Source organism: Chryseobacterium ginsenosidimutans (assembly GCF_024807225.1).
Classification (GTDB): Bacteria; Bacteroidota; Bacteroidia; order Flavobacteriales; family Weeksellaceae; genus Chryseobacterium; species Chryseobacterium ginsenosidimutans.
On record NZ_JANUCO010000001.1, the window covers coordinates 412464 to 431159 of the forward strand.

The 18696-nt window shown below is 35.1% G+C and carries 16 protein-coding genes, 3 tRNA genes and 1 pseudogene; 15 read left to right on the forward strand and 5 right to left on the reverse strand.

Going from position 1 to position 18696, the window contains the following annotated elements; genetic code table 11:
* Positions 1–20 precede the first annotated feature (20 nt).
* A pseudogene (locus J3D55_RS01995) lies at positions 21–2730 on the forward strand (carboxypeptidase regulatory-like domain-containing protein).
* Positions 2731–2824: 94 nt separating this feature from the next.
* On the opposite strand, the gene J3D55_RS02000 reads toward J3D55_RS01995, so the two are convergent.
* The gene (locus J3D55_RS02000; RefSeq protein WP_259127611.1) at positions 2825–3322 is read right to left on the reverse strand and encodes a DinB family protein; all 498 of its coding nucleotides are present in this window, start codon (positions 3320–3322) and stop codon (positions 2825–2827) included.
* A 308-nt stretch (positions 3323–3630) separates the two neighbouring features.
* On the opposite strand from J3D55_RS02000, the gene J3D55_RS02005 reads away from it, so the two are divergent.
* The 8 genes from J3D55_RS02005 to J3D55_RS02040 all read left to right on the forward strand — a co-directional run bounded on the left by J3D55_RS02005 (position 3631) and on the right by J3D55_RS02040 (position 12847).
* The gene (locus J3D55_RS02005) at positions 3631–4560 is read left to right on the forward strand and encodes a GLPGLI family protein (RefSeq protein ID WP_259127612.1); all 930 of its coding nucleotides are present in this window, start codon (positions 3631–3633) and stop codon (positions 4558–4560) included.
* Between the two features lie 137 nt (positions 4561–4697).
* On the forward strand, positions 4698–4952 hold the full coding sequence (locus tag J3D55_RS02010; protein WP_259127613.1) for a FeoA family protein: 255 nt from the start codon (positions 4698–4700) through the stop codon (positions 4950–4952).
* A complete protein-coding gene (gene feoB / locus J3D55_RS02015) occupies positions 4952–6985 on the forward strand; it encodes a ferrous iron transport protein B (RefSeq protein ID WP_259127615.1) in 2034 nt (677 codons plus the stop codon). The genes J3D55_RS02010 and feoB overlap by 1 nt, the downstream gene beginning before the upstream one ends.
* Before the next feature lie 235 nt (positions 6986–7220).
* Positions 7221–8057 (forward strand): DNA damage-inducible protein D, encoded by an 837-nt coding sequence (gene dinD, locus J3D55_RS02020; RefSeq protein WP_259127616.1) that lies wholly within the window; start codon positions 7221–7223, stop codon positions 8055–8057.
* Positions 8058–8059: 2 nt separating this feature from the next.
* Complete coding sequence (gene glmM / locus J3D55_RS02025; protein ID WP_259127617.1) at positions 8060–9442, forward strand: phosphoglucosamine mutase; 1383 nt, start codon at positions 8060–8062, stop codon at positions 9440–9442.
* A 48-nt stretch (positions 9443–9490) separates the two neighbouring features.
* Positions 9491–10069, forward strand: a complete 579-nt coding sequence (locus J3D55_RS02030; RefSeq protein WP_259127618.1) for a Crp/Fnr family transcriptional regulator — start codon at positions 9491–9493, stop codon at positions 10067–10069.
* A 214-nt stretch (positions 10070–10283) separates the two neighbouring features.
* Entirely contained in the window at positions 10284–11255 is a 972-nt protein-coding gene (locus tag J3D55_RS02035) for a quinone oxidoreductase family protein (RefSeq protein WP_259127619.1), read from the forward strand.
* A gap of 212 nt (positions 11256–11467) precedes the next feature.
* The gene (locus tag J3D55_RS02040) at positions 11468–12847 is read left to right on the forward strand and encodes a tetratricopeptide repeat protein (RefSeq protein ID WP_259127620.1); all 1380 of its coding nucleotides are present in this window, start codon (positions 11468–11470) and stop codon (positions 12845–12847) included.
* Between the two features lie 33 nt (positions 12848–12880).
* On the opposite strand, the gene J3D55_RS02045 is transcribed toward J3D55_RS02040, so the two are convergent.
* From J3D55_RS02045 to J3D55_RS02055, 3 genes are all read right to left on the reverse strand, one after another.
* The gene (locus tag J3D55_RS02045; RefSeq protein ID WP_259127621.1) at positions 12881–13624 is read right to left on the reverse strand and encodes a DMT family transporter; all 744 of its coding nucleotides are present in this window, start codon (positions 13622–13624) and stop codon (positions 12881–12883) included.
* 137 nt (positions 13625–13761) lie between these two features.
* Positions 13762–14412 (reverse strand): leucyl/phenylalanyl-tRNA--protein transferase, encoded by a 651-nt coding sequence (gene aat, locus J3D55_RS02050; protein ID WP_259127622.1) that lies wholly within the window; start codon positions 14410–14412, stop codon positions 13762–13764.
* A gap of 59 nt (positions 14413–14471) precedes the next feature.
* The gene (locus tag J3D55_RS02055; protein WP_259127623.1) at positions 14472–14849 is read right to left on the reverse strand and encodes a DUF3127 domain-containing protein; all 378 of its coding nucleotides are present in this window, start codon (positions 14847–14849) and stop codon (positions 14472–14474) included.
* Positions 14850–15031: 182 nt separating this feature from the next.
* On the opposite strand from J3D55_RS02055, the gene J3D55_RS02060 reads away from it, so the two are divergent.
* The 3 genes from J3D55_RS02060 (at position 15032) to J3D55_RS02070 (ending at position 15285) form a co-directional block, all read left to right on the forward strand.
* A tRNA-Leu gene (locus J3D55_RS02060) sits at positions 15032–15113 on the forward strand.
* A gap of 6 nt (positions 15114–15119) precedes the next feature.
* A tRNA-Gly gene (locus J3D55_RS02065) sits at positions 15120–15195 on the forward strand.
* Positions 15196–15201: 6 nt separating this feature from the next.
* A tRNA-Leu gene (locus J3D55_RS02070) sits at positions 15202–15285 on the forward strand.
* A gap of 69 nt (positions 15286–15354) precedes the next feature.
* Here the strand turns inward: J3D55_RS02070 and J3D55_RS02075 are convergent.
* The gene (locus J3D55_RS02075; RefSeq protein ID WP_259127625.1) at positions 15355–15588 is read right to left on the reverse strand and encodes a hypothetical protein; all 234 of its coding nucleotides are present in this window, start codon (positions 15586–15588) and stop codon (positions 15355–15357) included.
* 217 nt (positions 15589–15805) lie between these two features.
* Here J3D55_RS02075 and J3D55_RS02080 point away from each other — a divergent pair, with 217 nt between their 5' ends.
* From J3D55_RS02080 to J3D55_RS02090, 3 genes are all read left to right on the forward strand, one after another.
* The gene (locus J3D55_RS02080) at positions 15806–16513 is read left to right on the forward strand and encodes a response regulator transcription factor (protein WP_259134997.1); all 708 of its coding nucleotides are present in this window, start codon (positions 15806–15808) and stop codon (positions 16511–16513) included.
* A gap of 3 nt (positions 16514–16516) precedes the next feature.
* Positions 16517–17926, forward strand: a complete 1410-nt coding sequence (locus J3D55_RS02085; protein WP_259127626.1) for a sensor histidine kinase — start codon at positions 16517–16519, stop codon at positions 17924–17926.
* A gap of 269 nt (positions 17927–18195) precedes the next feature.
* Complete coding sequence (locus J3D55_RS02090) at positions 18196–18690, forward strand: hypothetical protein (protein ID WP_259127627.1); 495 nt, start codon at positions 18196–18198, stop codon at positions 18688–18690.
* Positions 18691–18696: the final 6 nt, after the last annotated feature.

Sequence of the window (18696 nt, forward strand, 5' to 3'; positions counted from 1 at the left end):
AATTAGGCAAATAATAAATTATGAAAAAGAAAATATCTTTGTTCCTGATGATTTTTTTCTCCGTGCTTTCCTTTGCACAGAAAACAGTTTCGGGGAAAATCACGGATGAAGACGGCGTTGGGATTCCAAGTGCGAGTGTTACGGTAGAAGAGCCGGGAAAAGACGCGATCTTGGCTTATGCCATTACCAATTCTAAAGGTGAATATAAAGTAACGTTCACTTCTGCAGAATCAAATGTAGACCTGAAAGTAAAGGCTTTTAACCAAAGACCTTTAACCAAACAAATCAATAACGGCGACCAGACTTTAAGTTTTAAAATGGAGTCTGAAGCTACGGAAATTAAAGAAGTTCAGTTAAAAACAAAAATGATCACGTCGAGAGGCGATACAATTGCGTATGATCTTAAAGCTTTCGACAGCAAAAGTGACAGAACGTTGGCGGATGTAATGAAGAAAATCCCGGGAATCGAAGTCAATACAGACGGAACAATTCTTTATCAGGGAAACGCGATCAATAAATTCTATGTCAACGGAAAAGATTTAATGGAAGGCGGTTACGGAACCATCAACAACTCGCTTCCGAAAGATGCCGTACAAAAAGTTGAGGTTCTTGAAAATCACCAACCCGTAAAAATATTACAAGATAAAGTACCTTCTGATCAGGCAGCCATCAATATCAAACTGAAAAACTCTGTGACAATGACAGGTCGTGGTGAAGTAGGTGTAGGTGCAGATCCTCTCCTTTGGAATGTAAAATTGACGCCGATGTTTTTTGGACAGAAAAGTCAGTGGGTTGTTAATTATAAATCAAATAATGTAGGAGAACAGGTAGAAAACGAGGGAAATATTCTGGCTTTCGGAAACAGATTTGAGGGAAGAAGAATCAACGCTTCTCAAAACGATTGGCTGAATGTAGAAAATGCAAGCACTCCAAATCTTCCGGTGAAGAGATATTTGATGAACAGCGTTCATTATGTGTCTGCAAATTATCTTACGAATATCGATAAGAAAAAAGAATGGGAATTGAAGGTGAATGCTAATTATACAAATAATGCTGTTAACAGAGAATCTTATAGCGAAACAGATTATTTTGCTACAACAGATGAGCCTGCATCAAAAGTTACTCAGAATATTTTAAATAATTTTTATACCGATAAAGCAAAAGGGGAACTGATTTTCACGAAAAATGCTAAAAAAGGATTTTTCAAAAATACAACGAGCTTCTCCCAATATTGGAATGCAGATAGAGGAGTTGTAGATAGAACAGTTAATAGTTTCTGTAAATTCCACAAGACACGGAGAAGAGGCTATTGAATCTCCTACAACATCATTCCAAAACTCATTGAGTACAATAGTTCCATGGAAAGAGAAAATGGTAAATGTTTTATCTTTTATAAGTTATCAGACAGACAGACAGACTCTGGATGTTTCTCCGGCATCATATCTTACTATTCCTGGATTTAACGCAGGTCCTTATGCGGAAACAGTAAGACAAAATTTAAGATTGAAAACTTTTGAAGCCAATCATTCTGCAAATATTGGTTTCTCTACAAAAGGATGGACGTTTACTCCTGAAGTCGGATTTAATTTTAAATCAACAGATTTAAATTCTGCTTTAACAAATTATCAGGAAGGAACCTATTTCGGTTATGGACAGGCTTATTATAATGACTTGAAATACACCACTGCAACACCTTATGGAAGTGTAGGAGTAAATTATAAAAATGATTCATGGATGCTATATGCTAATTTCCCGGTAAATTCTAATAATATTAAAGCAGAAGATCCGTTGAGAAATGTTTCAAAAGATGTAAATAAAGTTACTTTTGAACCAAGTATCTTTGCGCAATATACTTTTGCTTCTTTCTGGAAAGCTTCGGTAAATACCAATATCAATAATAATTTTGGTGAGATAAATACAGCTTATTCAGGATTCTTAATGACCTCGCCAAATGGAATTAATGCAATGGATGCAAACAATCCTATTCCTCAAAACAACAACAAATCTGCAGGAACAAGATTAGAATACAGAAACCCGTTAAATAATTTATTTTTCAATGTCAATTATCGTTATTCGGATGCAAAAAGAAATTTAATTTCATCTCCGATAAGAAATAATTCCGGGCAAACTATTATGAGGTATTTAGAACAGGAAAATCATGCTTTAAGCAATGCTTATTCTGCTGAAGTGGGTAAATATTTTCCTAAATTTAAGACTAATGCTTCTTTGAGCTATAGCAACAATACTTCAAAATCTGATGCTTATCAAAATGATTTTGCTTATACAAGTAGAAACAATTCTCAGTCTTACGGATTTAAATTCAACAACACTTATTTCAGTTGGATGAGTATTGATTATAACTTTAATATTACAAGAACAAAACAGTTAAGTAAGAGTGTTACTCCACAGTTGAATAACGAAAACTCAAGAAGAGGATTTAACCATAATTTAGGAGTTTTCTTCTATCCGATAGAAAATCATACCATTGGATTCAATTGGGATCAGGTAAATACAAGCGCTGCTGATCAAAAATATAATAATGGATTCTATGATTTATCATATCAATTTACCTGGGCTAAAAAGAAAATCGATTTCGAATTGAAATGGATGAATATAGCGAATAAAAGGGTATTTGAAACATATGATATCAATCCACAAAATATTGCTTACACAAGAATACAACTTCGACCAAGTCAAGTCATGTTCACAGTAAAATTCAACTTTAAATAAAACAGAAACCCAACCTCACTGAGGTTGGGTTTTTTGATTATGATTAATGCGATTATTCTTAGATTAAACTCTAAACCCGAATCTCGTAACCCGACTAAAACCCCGGATTATCTGCACTTGGACCATAACTTCCCGGCAAAGGAATATCATTCAGTCTGTAATAAACGCCCAATTGTGCTCTGTGATGCGTAATCTGATTCAAGCTATGACGGATCGATCCGTATTTTGACCATTTTGCCATTTCCTCACCATTATTTTTCAATGCCCATGTTTCGTTGAGGTCGCTTTCATTGGCATTTCCTAATGCTTCATTACTGGCGTTATAATTTTCATCCAAAACTTTTAACAGGTCTTCTTTGGTTGATAATTTTTTAGGTTGATAATCGGTTGTAGCAAAATCCAGATCAGAGGTTTTCAGCATCGTATCTGTCCAGCCAAAAACTTCTCCGATATGAGTGGCAAGAGGCATCAATTTCATGCTTTTTTCGTGTGGAGCGAAATCATTTTTCCCTTCAGGATAAGCTTCAAAAAACTTTCGGGTGGTCTGATACTCTTCCTGAAGTTCGTTTTTTAGTTGAGATAATGTGTCCATAATATTTTGTTTTAAAGTAGCTTAAAGATAAGATTTTTAAAAATGAAAATATTTTAACGGAATCATAAAATTTGTTTTACATAAAATATAACGTCTTGTCTGTCATTCAGAACGAAGCGGAAACGCAGTGAAGAATCTATTATTCGAGATAGATTTTTCCTTTGTGGAAATGACAAAAGAAAATACTCTCAATCATCTATGAAAATCTGTGAAAACCGAGGGAAACAAAAATCCGAAAAATAAAAATCAAAAAAAATCTGTAACATATTTCTATAACTGTAAACTAATTATGTAAACCTCTATTAAAAATGAAAAAACTATTTTCAATATTTTTTATCGCTCTTTTTGCTTTTGCAAGTGCTCAGGATAATGATTCGAAAGAAACAGCCAACCGATTTTTTTATGAATTAACTTTTAAGCCGAAAAAAGATTCTGCAAAACTTGAAAAAGTAATGTCGGTTTTAGATATCGTAAAAGACAGATCGGTGTATAGAGACTACACGGTGATTGCACAGGATTCAATCATCAAAATTCAGATCGAAATGATGCAGAAATCAGGAGTTTTCAAAGATTTGTCTAAGTCGATCAGAATGCCCAAGTTTTCTGAAAAGATCGTAAAGACTTATCCCGACATGAAAATTCAGTATATCGAAAGAATAGCAAGCGGATTTTCACCATTGGGGATTGGGTACAATGAAACGATAAAATTCGATTGGAAAATTTTAAACGAAAAAGAAAAAGTAGGAGCTTACAACGCTCAGAAAGCAACAGTAGAATTCGGAGGAAAAAAATGGACGGCTTGGTTCAGTTCAGAGCTTCCGTTCCAGGATGGTCCGTATAAATTCTCTGGACTTCCGGGATTGATCGTGAAAATCGAAGATGAAGGCAAAAACTATTCTTGGGTTCTTCAGGGGAACAAAAAAATTCCGAATTGGGAAGAACTGTCTTACTCTGAAAAAATCTCGAATATGAGCTTGAAGGTAACGGAAATGCCAAGAGAAAAATTTGAGAAAACATTCAATGATTTCAAAAAAGATCCTTTTGCTACAGCAAGACCGATGATGACTCAGGAAATTATGTCTAAAACAATTCCGGGAATGGACGGAACAATCGGAGACATGATGAAAAAACAGGAGAAAATGTACAAAGATTTCTTCAATGCAAATGACAACCCGATCGAACCTCCTTACGAAAAATTAAAAGTCGGAAAAGTAGAGAAGGTAGGAAAAGCAGACTAAAAACAAACATTCATATCAACTAATTATATTTAAATCAACCCAAATGTATCATGCATTTGGGTTGATTTCTTTCATAGGACGATGTTATTTAGATTAGATTTAAATAGCGTATATTTGTAGACACAAAAATTTCGGCTTTGAAAGAGAAGGGTTTACATAAGTTGAGCGGATTTCCTAAAAACAAAATGGGAAAGATTTTGGGGTATGATAATAATAGTCTTAGAATGCCGAATAAAATCATCGAAATGGGACTTCTTCCCGAAACTTCTTTCAGGATTTTGTATCAGGCGCCTTTCAGCGGACCGATGTATGTGGAATTTGGGGATGAAAAAAGCCGGATTGCTCTTCGTGAGGAAGAAGGAGATTATATCATTGTTGAAGAATTGAATTAATGCAGGAAACTCAAAAAAAACAGGTACTTTTAGTCGGAAACCCGAATGTAGGAAAGTCTACGGTTTTCAATGCTTTAAGCAATAAAAAGCAGAAAACCGGAAACTATGCAGGAGTTACTGTTGCAAGCCATTCAGGGAATTACAGCTATAAGAATGAGGAGGTTGAAATTATAGATTTGCCGGGTTCTTACAGTATTTATCCGAGTTCGGAGGATGAAGCTATTTTTTCTAAATTTCTTATTGACAATCAGAAAGATTACGCAGGAGTGATCTATATTCTTGAAGCATTAAGCCTAAAAAGAGGTCTTCTTTTGTTCCAGCAGATTCAGGATCTTGGTGTTCCGATGATTTTGGTGGTCAATCAGATCGATCAGGCGGAAAGAAGAGGAATTAATATTGATATTGAACAATTCTCAGAAGCTTTAGGCATTAAAATTATTCAGACCAACGCAAAAGAACACGTTGGAATTACTGAAATTAAAGAAGCTGTTTTAAATAACGAATTTGCAAAGGCCGACAAAATCTCTTTTGAAACACCCAACGAACATAAAGATTTTATTCAGAAGCTTACTTCTCACAAAAGCTTTGAGAATGAATATAAAGCGTGGATGAGCCTTTCTTTGGGAACAGATTTGGGCAGAATAGATTCCATCATGGGTTTAATGAATGAGCCCGATTCTAAAAGCTTAGTTCCAAAAAGATTACAGGTTCAGGAAACGGTAAGAAGATACCAGAAAGTCGATAAAATCTTATCGAATGTGATCACTAAAAAACCGCAGTTCAAAGAATTATTAACGGAAAAATTAGACAGAGTTTTAGTTCATAAATTCTGGGGATATGTTGTTTTCTTATTGATTTTATTAATCATTTTCCAAAGTGTTTTCTTCTTGGCAGAATATCCAATGAACTGGATCGATGATCTTTTTTCTTGGTTAACAGCTTTTGCAGCAGAAAACTTACCAAAAGGACCCATTAATTCATTAATTTCAAACGGAATCGTTCCCGGAATCGGAGGAATCGTAGTTTTCGCCCCGCAAATCGGAATCTTATTATATTTCCTTTATTTATTGGAAGATTCAGGATATATGGCAAGAGTCGTTTTCCTGATGGACAGGCTTCTGCGCCCCTTTGGATTAAACGGAAAAAGTATCGTCCCATTGGTTTCAGGAACGGCTTGTGCAATTCCTGCGGTAATTTCAACCAGAAATATTGAAAATTTAAAAGAAAGATTATTAACCATTTTGGTAACGCCTTTCATGACGTGTTCTGCAAGACTTCCGGTCTACAGCATCATTATTGGGTTAATTATTTCAGATAAAACTTTTTTAGGAATAAAATATAAAGCTTTGGTGTTGATGGGAATGTATTTGCTTGGTTTTGCCGTAGCATTATTTTCCGCAGCAGTTCTTAAAAGATTTATTAAAAATAAAGGGAAAACCTATTTGGTGATGGATTTACCGACGTACAAAAAACCACTTTTTCTATATGATTTTAAAATGGTTTTGGGTAAAGTCTGGGATTTCATTACGGGAGCAGGAAAAATTATTTTCATCGTAAGTATCATCATTTGGTTCCTGAGTTATTTCGGACCAAAACAGAAACCCGACCAGTTTGTTGCTACCAATGTTCAGCTCGACCATTCTTATTTAGCAAAAATGGGAAAAGGAATTGAGCCTGTCATCGCACCGCTTGGTTACGACTGGAAAATGGGCGTAGGAATTCTGACAAGTTTCGTAGCGAGAGAAGTTTTCGTAGGAACAATGTCAACTTTATACAGCCTTGAAGATGATGCTCCGGAAGTAAAAGTAATCGATAAAATGAGACGCGATGTAAAGCCGAACGGCGAAAAAGTCTTCAGTTTTGCCACAGGAATTTCGGTGCTTTTATTTTACGCATTTGCAATGCAGTGTGTTTCTACACTTGCAGTAGTCTACAGAGAAACCAAAAGCTGGAAATGGACCGGCTTGCAGTTGACCATGATGACCGGTTTGGCATATTTTGTGTCGATGTTAGTATATCAAATATTAAAATAATGGATTTCTCATTAATTTTACAATACGTAATCGTCTTATTGATCGTTGCATTCGCCTGTTATTCTTTGTTTAAAATACTCAGAAAGAACTTTGCACCAAAAAAATTCAGCTCCAAAAGAACAGGGTGTGATAAAGATTGCGGATGTTCTTAAAAATTAATATTCCTTGTGGAGCATTAAACCTTTTTCAGATTTAAATTTTACTTATTTTTGTGAAAAATAACGCACAAAATAATATGAAAAAAGAATTAATAGAAGAACTCTTTCTAAAATTCGAAAATGCAAGAAACATTGTTGAAAGTATTGAATGTTGGAGTGCAAGAGATGTTCAGGAAATTTTGGGATATACAAAATGGGATAATTTTTTAAAGGTAATAGAAAAAGCAAAAAAATCTTGTGAAAATGCTGGTGGAGGCATTTCTGATCATTTTGCCGACGTCGGCAAAATGATCGAACTGGCTAAAGGTGCTCAAAGAGAAATTGCTGATATTGTATTAACTCGTTACGGTTGTTATCTTGTTGCTCAGAATGGAGATTCTTCAAAATCTGAAGTTGCTTTTGCTCAAACCTATTTTGCTGTTCAAACTAGAAAACAGGAGATTATTGAGAAGAGATTGCTGGATGTAGCAAGAGTAACGGCAAGAGAAAAATTATCAAAAACAGAGAAAAACCTTTCCGGTATTATCTACGAAAGAGGGGTTGATGAAAAAAGTTTCTCAATAATTCGCTCAAAAGGGGATCAAGCTTTGTTTGGTGGATTTACAACAAATGCTATGAAAACAAGATTGCATGTTCCACAAACCAGACCTTTAGCAGATTTCCTTCCTACATTGACAATAAAAGCAAAAGATTTTGCTACCGAATTAACGAGCCATAATGTTGTTGAAAAAGACTTAAATGGTGATTCTCAAATTACCAATGAACATATTGAAAACAATTTAGCAGTAAGAAAAATGTTGGGAGAAAGAGGTATAAAACCAGAAAATCTTCCTGCATTAGAAGATATTAAAAAAGTCCAGCGAAAACTGGAAGGTGATGAGAAGAAAATTTTAAAACAAACTAAGAAAAAATAAGAATGTCATTAATAAAAAGTATTTCAGGAATCCGAGGAACAATTGGCGGAAAAGTAAACGATAACTTAACGCCGCTTGACGTGGTAAAATTTGCTTCGGCATTCGGAACCTGGCTTCAGAACAATAAAAATAAAAAAGACTTAACGTTAATCATCGGAAGAGACGCCAGAATTTCTGGTCAGATGGTTTCTTCATTGGTGACGGCAACATTGCAGGGTCTTGGAATCAATGTGGTTGATTTGGGACTTTCTACAACGCCGACTGTTGAAATAATGGTTCCGGAATTGAAAGCCGACGGTGGAATTATCTTGACCGCTTCTCACAATCCAAAACAATGGAACGCTCTTAAATTATTAAATGAAAAAGGAGAATTCATCACGGGTGAAAACGGAGCAGAGGTTTTGGCTTTGGCAGAAAGTGAAGATTTCAACTATGCAGAAGTGGATGATTTGGGGAAATATGAAACGAGAGACGATGCTTTTGACATTCATATTCAGCAGATTTTAGATTTGCCGATGGTAGATGTTGAAGCGATTAAATCTAAGAATTTCAAGGTCGTTTTAGATGCGGTAAATTCTACAGGAGGAATTGCAATCCCAATGTTATTGGATAAATTAGGTTGTGAAACCGTAAAATTATATTGCGAACCGAATGGACAGTTTCCACACAATCCTGAACCTTTGAAAGAACATTTAGGAGACATTTGTGAATTGGTGAAAAAAGAAGGAGCAAATGTAGGAGTTGTTGTAGATCCGGATGTTGACAGATTGGCTTTAATCGATGAGAAAGGAGAAATGTTCGGCGAAGAATACACATTGGTTGCTGTTGCAGATTATTTATTGAAAAATAAAAATGGCGTGGCAATTTCAAATCTTTCTTCAAGCCGTGCTTTGAGAGATGTTGCGCAGACGCATAATTCAGAATATTTTGCAAGTGCTGTAGGAGAAGTGAACGTAGTTACTTTAATGAAAGAGAAAAATGCAGTAATCGGAGGTGAAGGAAACGGAGGAATTATTTACCCTGAATTGCATTACGGAAGAGATTCTTTGGTAGGTGTAGCCTTATTTTTGACTCATTTAGCGAAAGAAAATAAAACGGTTTCTGAGTTAAGAGCAGGATATCCGAGCTATTTTATGGGTAAAAAGAAAATTGAATTAACGCCGGAAATCAACGTAGATGATATTTTATCTAAAATGGAAAAAGAATATCAAAACGAAAATGTTTCCACAATTGACGGAGTGAAAATCGATTTTGAAAACAACTGGGTTCACCTTAGAAAATCAAATACAGAACCGATTATCAGAATTTATACGGAAGCTAAATCTCAGGAAGAAGCCGACAAATTAGGAGATGATATTATCGCAAAAATCAAGAGTTTGATTTAAAAAAATATAGGGAACGAGGCTTTTGGTCTCGTTCTTTTTTTAATTAAGATGTTTGAGCATTTACAAAACAGATTCTCTTTCCCGAAAGAAACTTGGGGAAAATACAGGAAGAACTTCACACGATTGGAAGTTCCGGCAAAAACGATTCTTTTAAATGAAAATGAAATTTCACAGAACGCCTATTTTATCGAAAAAGGAATTGTAAGAGCTTGGTACAACAACGACGGAAAAGACATTACCTTCCAGTTTTTCGTGGAAAATACAATGTTTTCTTCGCTCGAAAGTTTTAGAAAAGGATTACCGAGTATGGTTTCGTTTGAAACGATCGAGCCTTGCATTTTGTGGCAGATTGATAAACCGACTGCCGATAAGATTTTAGAAGAAGTTTATGAAGATCCAAAGTTGAGAAGTGAATTCATGGATTCTGTTTTCGAAAGGGTTTTCGATTATATGAAACATTTTTTTTCGTTCATTAAAGAAAGTCCACAAGAGCGATATCTCAATCTTTGTAAAGGCAAACCGAACATTATCAAAAGAGTTCCGCAACATTATATTGCCTCTTATTTGGGAATCACGACGGTTCATTTAAGCAGAATTAAAAGTAAAATTTTGAAAGAGAAGCTTTGAGAGGATGGAAGATGGGAGCTGGATGATGGAAGCTTCCTGTGCGACCGTATATAATTGCAAATTTAAAAAAGGACTTAATTTATTTGTCCTTATTTTTTTTAATTGACTTCAAAACCTTCCAGCTTCCATCCTCTAGCTTCCATCTCAACTCATAACAAATGTTATTGCACTTTGATACGTTTTCCAAATAATTTTGCATTACAATTTAAAACAAATGAAAGCAGCAGTAGTAATTGAAAAAGGCGGAATTCCTCAATACGCAGATTTTCCCGATCCGATTGTTAATAATGATAATGAGGCTTTAATATTCGTAAAAGCAGCGTCCATCAAACATCTCGACAGAGCCAGAGCGAGCGGAAAACATTATTCCACAGAAAATACCGAACATCAGCCAACAATTGTGGGAAGCGATGGAGTAGGTTTCTTAGAAAATGGTTCTAAAGTTTATTTCTTCAGTAAAAAAGGAACTGTTGCCGAAAAAGCAGTAGCCGACAAAAAAATGATCGTTCCCATTCCTGAAGAGTTGGATTTCGAGATTGCTGCAGCGTTGCCAAATGCGGTGATGGGTTCTGCAATGGGATTGAAGTTTAAAACCAATTTAAAAGCGGGAGAAACTGTTCTCATTAATGGAGCAACAGGAATCACCGGAAAAGTGGCGGTGCAAATTGCCAAATTATATGGCGCTAAAAAAGTTATCGCAACCGGAAGAAACGAAGAAGCTCTGCAATCTTTGCTTGAGTTGGGTGCAGATGAAGTTATTTCTTTACAATTAAGCGATGAAGATTTTAAGAAAAAAATTAAAGCCATTCATCAGGAAACTCCGATTGATGTTATTGTAGATTATATTTGGGGACATCCGGTGGAGATGTTATTATCAGCTTTAAAAGGTGACGGTACTTTTTCCCATAAAACCCGATTGGTTTCCGTGGGCGGAATGAGTGGCGACACGATTCAGTTATCCTCTCAGATTTTGCGCGGAACAGATATTCAGATTTCCGGTTCCGGGTTGGGAAGCTGGACGCAGGAGGAGATGAAATTGCTGCTTTCTGAGATTATTCCCGAGATGTTTCAGGCGGCAGTTAACGGGAAATTAAAGATTGATACAGAAACCGTTCACTTAAAAAATATTGAAACCGTTTGGGAAAGTGAAATTTCGAACAGAAAGAGATTAATTGTGTTAATTTAACAATAACTCTTCTTTTTTTATCCACAATTCTTTGATTATAATGTTCTTTTCACTATCTTTAAGATAGAAATTTACAAATAAAAATGTCAAAAAAAAGTTGCAACTTTGCATACATTTTGAATGTGTAAAATTTTCAGAAGTAATATTAATTTAAAAAGTTTGTCGAGGTTTGTAAGTAAATTCAAACATTGGCCTGACTAAGGATACAAGTATTGGAAGAGTATTTTGGAAATGAACTTGTGAAAAAGTTCGAAGAAATGATGGAAAATAATGACGAATTCTACTTTGATACAGAAGAGCTAGAAGACATCATTGTTTATTACTTGGAGCTGGGTGATTTTAATTACGCTGATACAGCGGTTAATTATGGTCTGAAGCTTCATCCCAATTCTTTAGATATCAAGATCAAAAGACTTGAAATTCTTCTGGAATGGGAAGATTATAATGCTGCAAAAGAACTTATCAATGAGCTAAAAGGTGCATCGATGGAGAACACCGACTTTTTGGTTTGCTATGCGAAGTATTATTCGAATTTAGGAAATCCTAGAAGATCCATAGAAATTTGCGAAAAAGCTTTGGAACTTAATGAAGAAGAAAATTTTCTTCACAACTTTATTGCAGATGAATATGTGAATTTGGGAGATCCTTTTAACGCTCTTAAACACTACAAGGAAGCCCTAAAAGAAGATCCGACGGATGAATATTCTTTGGAAAACTGTATGGTTTGTTTTGCAGATTTGAATAAGAGTGAGGAGGCAATTGTCTTTCTTAATGAGTATTTAGATGAATTTGCTTATTCAGAGCTGGCTTGGTTCGAGTACGGACAGTATTATTTCAACAGAAAAAATTATGAGGAAGCGATAAAAGGTTACGACTATTTATTGGCAATCAATTCTAGTTCTGTTGGGGTTTATGCAAACAAAGCGGCTTGTTATGAAGCTTTAGGGCAGTATAAAAAAGCAATCGAGGTTTATGAAGAAATGCTTGAGTTGGAATATACCAAAGCGTTTACTTTTTATAAAATCGGACTTTGCTATAAAGCTTTAAAACAGTCGATTGTAGCTTTAAATTTTTTCCAGAAATCGTTGAGAGAAGATCCTCAGTTTTATCTTGCAATGATGGAACAGTCTTATCTTTACGAAGAAATGGGAGGAATGCCGGAAGCGTTACATTTTGCAAAAGAAGCCACTCATTTGAATGATAGTAATCTTGAGTATCAAAAGAGATTAGCATTTTTGTTTATCGATTCAGGAAAGTTTGAGGAAAGTCTCTCTTGTCTGAAAAAATTGGTTGATGCCGAGCCGACAAGATTTTACAATTGGTACGCCTACTCGGAAGTATTGATGCTTTTGGGTGAATATGATGAAGCGGTAACTCTTCTGAACAAAGCAGTAAAAGCGCATCATAGAGCAGAATTGTATTATCAGCTAAGCAACTGTTACTTTAATCTTAAAGAGCAGGAAAAAGGCAAATCAACGCTTTTGGAAGCGATGGATATAGATCCTTCTTTGGTTTCGGATATGCAGAAAAAATATCCTTTCATTAAAGATGAGGTGAAAAAAGCCAGAGCTAAAGTCAAAAAGAAAAATTAATTTCAAATAAAGAATCCCGCAGAAATGTGGGATTTATTTTTTTATAATATTGGGTTTGGTTCTTAAAAAGATCAATCCCGCGATGATAATTCCGGTTCCTATAAATTGTACCAATCCCAATTTTTCACCATCTAAAATACCCCAAATAATTGCGACAATCGGCATCAATAAGGTTACTGTTGATGCAAAAAGCGACGAAGATACTTTCAACAGGCGATAATTCATCATCATTGCCAATCCTGTCCCGAAGATGGAAAGTAAGCTTACAAACATCAATCCGGTTAAATTATTTTCGTTAAAACTAAAGGTTGAAAAGAATCCTGTAAAGCTTAATGAAATTAATGAAGGGAAAAATAATACAAAAGAGAACACAAATGCAGATAAAACGGTAGAAGAAACGTCCATGAGTTTAGATTTTACCGTTGTTGTGCTTATTGCGTAGCATAATGTTGCCAATAATAACAGCAAAATAGGAATCAGTTTGAATTTTCCATCTTCACCATCTCCTCCAAAAGCGAGAAGACAAACGCCTGTAAAACTTATTAAAGTTCCTACCATCTGTTGTTTTGTGGTTTCAAATTTCCAAATCAAAGCACCGACAATAATCACGAAAATAGGCATCATGGAGTTGATAATTCCTGCAATACTGCTGCTTACCTCAGTTTCTGCAATCGGAAATAAAAACATCGGAATGAAATTCCCTGTAAAAGCTGCCAGAAGTAACCATTTTAAATGTCTTTTCGGAAATAATTTATATTTGGAAATAGCAATCGGCATTAAAATAATTCCGGCAATGAGAAACCCTCAAAGCTCCGACTTGATAAGGATTAAAATGCTCTAAGGATTTTTTAATTAAAATAAAAGACGATCCCCAGATGATACTTAATATTGCGAGAAGAATCCATTTTTCTTTATCAGCGTTCATTATTTTTGTATAAAATTTTTAAAAATTCTTTTTTAGAAATCATCTTTGCGCCAAGACTTTCCAGATGTTCTGTATGAGATTGGCAATCAATTAATTCTAAGCTGCCTTTGTGGGTTTCAACAAAATGAATAAATCCTGCTTTTGAAGCGTTGCTTACTTTTGCAAACATACTTTCGCCACAGAAAACGTTCCCGATTTGAAGACCGTAAAATCCGCCAACCAATTCTCCGTTTTGCCAGACTTCAATACTTTTTGCGACACCGTATTCGTGAAGTTTAATAAAAGATTCCATCAATTCATCCGAAAGCCAAGTTCCACTCTGTCCTTTTCTGTTGGTTTGCTGACAGTTTTTAATCACTTCTTTAAAGTTTTGATTCTCAGAAAATGTAAAAACCTCGCGATGTAAGATTTTTCTCATTGATTTTGAAACCTTTAATTCGTCAGGAACCAAAACAAATCGGGGATCGGGACACCACCAAAGAATCTCTTCCCCCGGATTATACCATGGGAAAATACCAAGTTGATACCCAAACCAAAGTCTTTCTAAAGACAGATCGCCGCCAAATGCAATCACGCCTTCGTGACCATCATAAAGCTCAGGATCGGGAAATGAAATCTCGTTTTCGTCTAATCGAACCATTGTAGTAAAAAAAATCCCACTTAAAAAGCAGGATTAATATTTTCAGTATTATCTTTTAATTAAAAAGGTAAATCGTCGTCGTCGTCTCCGGCAAAAGGATTTTCGTTAGAAACTGGAGATGCAGACTGAGAAGGTGCAGCTTGTGTAGGCTCTGAACCGTTATCTAAAACTTTCTCCACTCTCCATCCTGTAATAGAGTTGAAGTATTTCGTTTCACCTTGAGGAGAAACCCATTCTCTACCTCTGATGTTGATACCAATCTTTACATTTTCTCCTTCTTTAAGGTTATCTAATAAATTTATCTTATCAGACAAAAATTCTATGTTTATCGGCTGTGGATACTGTTCCTGCGTCAAAATCACCATTTCTCTTTTTTGAAAACCGCTCGCAAATGTCTGAGCATCAAATATTTTCTTTACCGTTCCTTGTAATTCCATATCATAATAATTAACGATGTAAAAGTAAGAAAATGAATCGTAATAAAGGCTACGAGAGAAAAAAAATGTAAAAATTTTAATTTTTTTCACAGAAAAATTTGGAGATAAAAGAAAATATCCTATCTTTGCACCACTGAAAAACGAAACACGCTCTTTAAAATACAATTTTCAGAATAAACAACGCGGATGTGGTGTAATTGGTAGCCACGCCAGACTTAGGATCTGGTGCCGAGAGGCGTGGGGGTTCGAGTCCCTTCATCCGCACAGTATGCGAAAATAGCTCAGCTGGTAGAGCACAACCTTGCCAAGGTTGGGGTCGCGGGTTCGAATCCCGTTTTTCGCTCCACTCCATGCCCTGGTGGTGGAACTGGTAGACACGCAGGACTTAAAATCCTGTGTTCGTAAGAACGTGCGGGTTCAAGTCCCGCCCGGGGTACTAAAACTCTCTGTAACTTTGTTATAGAGAGTTTTTTGTTTTAGAAGCTAATTAAAATATTCTCTATTATTAATTTATACCTTCTGTAGTTTGTTCTGGGAGGTTTACTTTGTCATTAGCTTTTTTCATAACCCCTTTAAATTTTAGAACACAAGCTACCGAAACCATATTGTTATTGTCAATAACGTGAGAAACAGAGACGATTTCCCAATCTGGGATGTTGTGTACGGAACGATCGATAAATTGTGTTGCTTCGATATAATTTTTTGCAACAAAGAATCTGACGATGTTTGGTGGATTCATAATAATAATTTTTAGGATTAATATTTAAAATGTTTATGTGAAATTAAAGAAATGAGATTCACTAAAAAATAACCATTTTGTGTAATATTTAAACTCGACTTCGTACAAAATATCAACACCCTACAGGTAAATTAAATAGGCTTAATTGACTTCCAACATCAGACTTCCTTCTTCAAACCAAAATAAAATTTCTACTTTTGTGAAATTCCTTATTTCAATGAAAAAAATTATTCTCATCGAAGACGAAACCAGTGTGGTGTCTTTTATAAAAAAAGGACTTCAGGAAAACGGATACGAAATTTCTGTAGCTTTTGACGGGCGAACAGGAGTTCAATTGGTGCAGTCAAACGACTTTGATCTGGTGATTTTGGATATTATGCTTCCGGAAATGAATGGTCTAGATGTCTGTAAAGAAATCAGAAAAACCAATCAACATGTTCCGATCTTGTTTTTGACGGCGTTGGGAACCTCCGAAAATATTGTTCTCGGGTTGGAAAGTGGAGGTGATGATTATTTGGTTAAGCCATTCAAATTCATTGAGTTGGTTGCCCGTATAAAATCTTTATTAAGAAGAAGTAATAACGGAAATATTCCTGAAATTGCTGAACCTGAAGTTGATAGCGAATATATTTTTCAGTTCTCGGATTTGATTTTAAACGATTATACAAAGAAAGTTACCCGAAGCGGGGAAGAAATTTCATTGACTTCCACAGAATATAAATTATTGATGTATTTCCTGAATAACCCGGAAAAAGTGATTTCCAGAACGGAAGTTTTGGAAGCAGTTTGGGGCGTGAATTATGAGCTGGGAACGAATGTTGTGGACGTTTACGTTAATTATTTAAGAAAGAAACTGGATAATCAGGATGATAATAAACTGATTCATACGGTGATAGGAATGGGATATGTTTTAAAAAAGCCTTAAAGAATGTTTAATAAAGTTGTCACAAATCAGACCAAAACGATGGTGCTTCTGATGTTGGTTTTTACGGCCATCATCTTGCTGTTCAGTGGATTGGTTTATTTTTCGATTGTCAACTTTTCTCATCAAAGGTTTTATGAATTATTAAAAATAAGAACCACGACAATTGTTCAGATTGAAAAAGGGAAAGGCGATCTCGATCTTCCTGAAAATTATATTTTAAACAGCCTAAACGACGAAGAACTTCCGATGGAGCGCGATTATGTTTTCGCCATTCCTACGGATTCTAATTATAAGAAAATCTCTCATGAAGTTCATATTCCGGATTATTTTTTCAAGAATATTGTCAAAAACGGGGAAGCCAACTATAATGATAAGGAGTTTTACTATATCGGGCAAACTTTTAAGCATGAGAATAAGAATTATATTGCGATAGCTTCTGCCAAAAACCATTATGTGGTGTATTATTTGGGGTTTTTGAAGCGTACTTTGATGACGTGTATCGTACTTTCGTTGTTTTTCAGTATGATTTTTTCTTTTTATTTATCTAAAACTTTATTTAAGCCTATTTTAAAAATTACAGGAAAAGTAAAGGAAATAAGCTCCGAAAATCTTCATTTACGTCTTGAATCTCAACCGGATAACAAAGAATTGAACGAACTCGTTGATACTTTTAATGACATGCTTAATCGTATTGAAACCTCTTTTGAAACCCAAAATCACTTGATTGGAAATGTTTCTCATGAATTGAGAACGCCTTTAACATCCATTATGGGAGAAGCGGATGTGGCACTTTCTATTTCCAGAACAAACGATGAATACAAGGAAACATTAGGAATTATTCTTGATGAAGCTGAAAAGCTGGATAAAAAAATCAATGCTTTATTAATGATTGCTCAAACCGGTTTCGACGGAAAAATCCAGAAAATGGATAAAGTGCGAATTGATCAGTTGCTTTGGGATGTTATCGAAACGTTGAGACGGATCAATTCAAAAAACAATATCTATTTGGACATCAGTATGTTGCCGGATAATCCGAAAAAACTGAAAGTTCAAGGGAACGAGCAATTATTGCATCTTGCGGTGACGAATATTATTCAAAATGGCTGTAAATATTCTAATTTTCAACAGGTTAAAGTTTCGTTAGGAGCAACCGACACAGATGTTTACATCATCGTAAAAGACAACGGAATCGGAATTCCTGAAGAGGAAATGAACAAAATCTATGATCCGTTTTTCCGTGCTTCCAATACAAAAAACTACGAAGGCTACGGAATCGGGCTTCCTTTAGCAAGAAACATCGTAAGAATGCATCACGGAGAATTAATTGTAAGTTCTCACGAAAATCAAGGAACGACGGTGCAGCTTCGTTTTCCAAATTTTTACAGCACGCAGACTGAAGAAAAGCTACTGTAAATAAGATGCTTTGACCTCGCTCAAAAGGATTTTCTAATACTAACTGTTTATTATAGCGTACTTTATTGGCGGTGTCATGTTGAGGTTCTCGAAACATTTCACATAAAATATAGAAGAAATCCTTTTCGTTATATTAACCATCGTTAACAATTTTCTAATCTCATTCTAATCTCTTTAATCACATTTTAATTCCGTTCCAAAGGGCTTCTAATCTGGTCGCTTTAGTTTTGTAGTATCAAAAAAGATACACGAACCTAAATCTTAATAATATGACTAAAACGATTTTAATAGCCACAGATTATTCTCTTGAGTCTTTAAACATTCTGAAAAAAGTGATGCGAGAGAAAGATGCTTCGGAAGACCAAAATCAATACAATATTCTTTTGGTTTCGGGATATGACACGGGAGATTCTATCAGAGATCTTTTGTTTAATACAAAAAGTACGATTTTCAATAAGTTGAGACCGCAGGAATTTTGCGATGCTTATGGAATTATCAATAATAAATATCCTCATTTAATTAATAAAATTGTCTGCGATATTTTCACGGGAAGTTTTCAAAGAACTTTCAATAATTATGTGAATGCAGAAAATATTGAGGAAGCGTATTATTCTCCATCGATTAAAAGCAAAGGAAAAGGGAAATTCGACTTAATTCCTTACATCAAAAAATGCAAAGACCTTGAATCTCACGAAATTTCTGTTGAGGTTCGCAAAAGCCTTCCCGAAAAAGGAAGACTGGCGGAGATTTTTGTAGAAGCTTAAAATAAT

Excerpts from the sequence above, each read along its gene's own strand:
- J3D55_RS02045 (WP_259127621.1), bottom strand. The coding sequence starts at position 13,624 with ATGCCGATTGCTATTTCCAAATATAAATTATTTCCGAAAAGACATTTA.
- J3D55_RS02085 (WP_259127626.1), top strand. The coding sequence starts at position 16,517 with ATGTTTAATAAAGTTGTCACAAATCAGACCAAAACGATGGTGCTTCTG.
- J3D55_RS02080 (WP_259134997.1), top strand. The coding sequence starts at position 15,806 with ATGAAAAAAATTATTCTCATCGAAGACGAAACCAGTGTGGTGTCTTTT.
- dinD (WP_259127616.1), top strand. The coding sequence starts at position 7,221 with ATGAAAAAAGAATTAATAGAAGAACTCTTTCTAAAATTCGAAAATGCA.
- J3D55_RS02055 (WP_259127623.1), bottom strand. The coding sequence starts at position 14,849 with ATGGAATTACAAGGAACGGTAAAGAAAATATTTGATGCTCAGACATTT.
- J3D55_RS02090 (WP_259127627.1), top strand. The coding sequence starts at position 18,196 with ATGACTAAAACGATTTTAATAGCCACAGATTATTCTCTTGAGTCTTTA.
- J3D55_RS02030 (WP_259127618.1), top strand. The coding sequence starts at position 9,491 with ATGTTTGAGCATTTACAAAACAGATTCTCTTTCCCGAAAGAAACTTGG.
- J3D55_RS02075 (WP_259127625.1), bottom strand. The coding sequence starts at position 15,588 with ATGAATCCACCAAACATCGTCAGATTCTTTGTTGCAAAAAATTATATC.
- J3D55_RS02035 (WP_259127619.1), top strand. The coding sequence starts at position 10,284 with ATGAAAGCAGCAGTAGTAATTGAAAAAGGCGGAATTCCTCAATACGCA.
- J3D55_RS02000 (WP_259127611.1), bottom strand. The coding sequence starts at position 3,322 with ATGGACACATTATCTCAACTAAAAAACGAACTTCAGGAAGAGTATCAG.
- feoB (WP_259127615.1), top strand. The coding sequence starts at position 4,952 with ATGCAGGAAACTCAAAAAAAACAGGTACTTTTAGTCGGAAACCCGAAT.
- J3D55_RS02005 (WP_259127612.1), top strand. The coding sequence starts at position 3,631 with ATGAAAAAACTATTTTCAATATTTTTTATCGCTCTTTTTGCTTTTGCA.
- aat (WP_259127622.1), bottom strand. The coding sequence starts at position 14,412 with ATGGTTCGATTAGACGAAAACGAGATTTCATTTCCCGATCCTGAGCTT.
- glmM (WP_259127617.1), top strand. The coding sequence starts at position 8,060 with ATGTCATTAATAAAAAGTATTTCAGGAATCCGAGGAACAATTGGCGGA.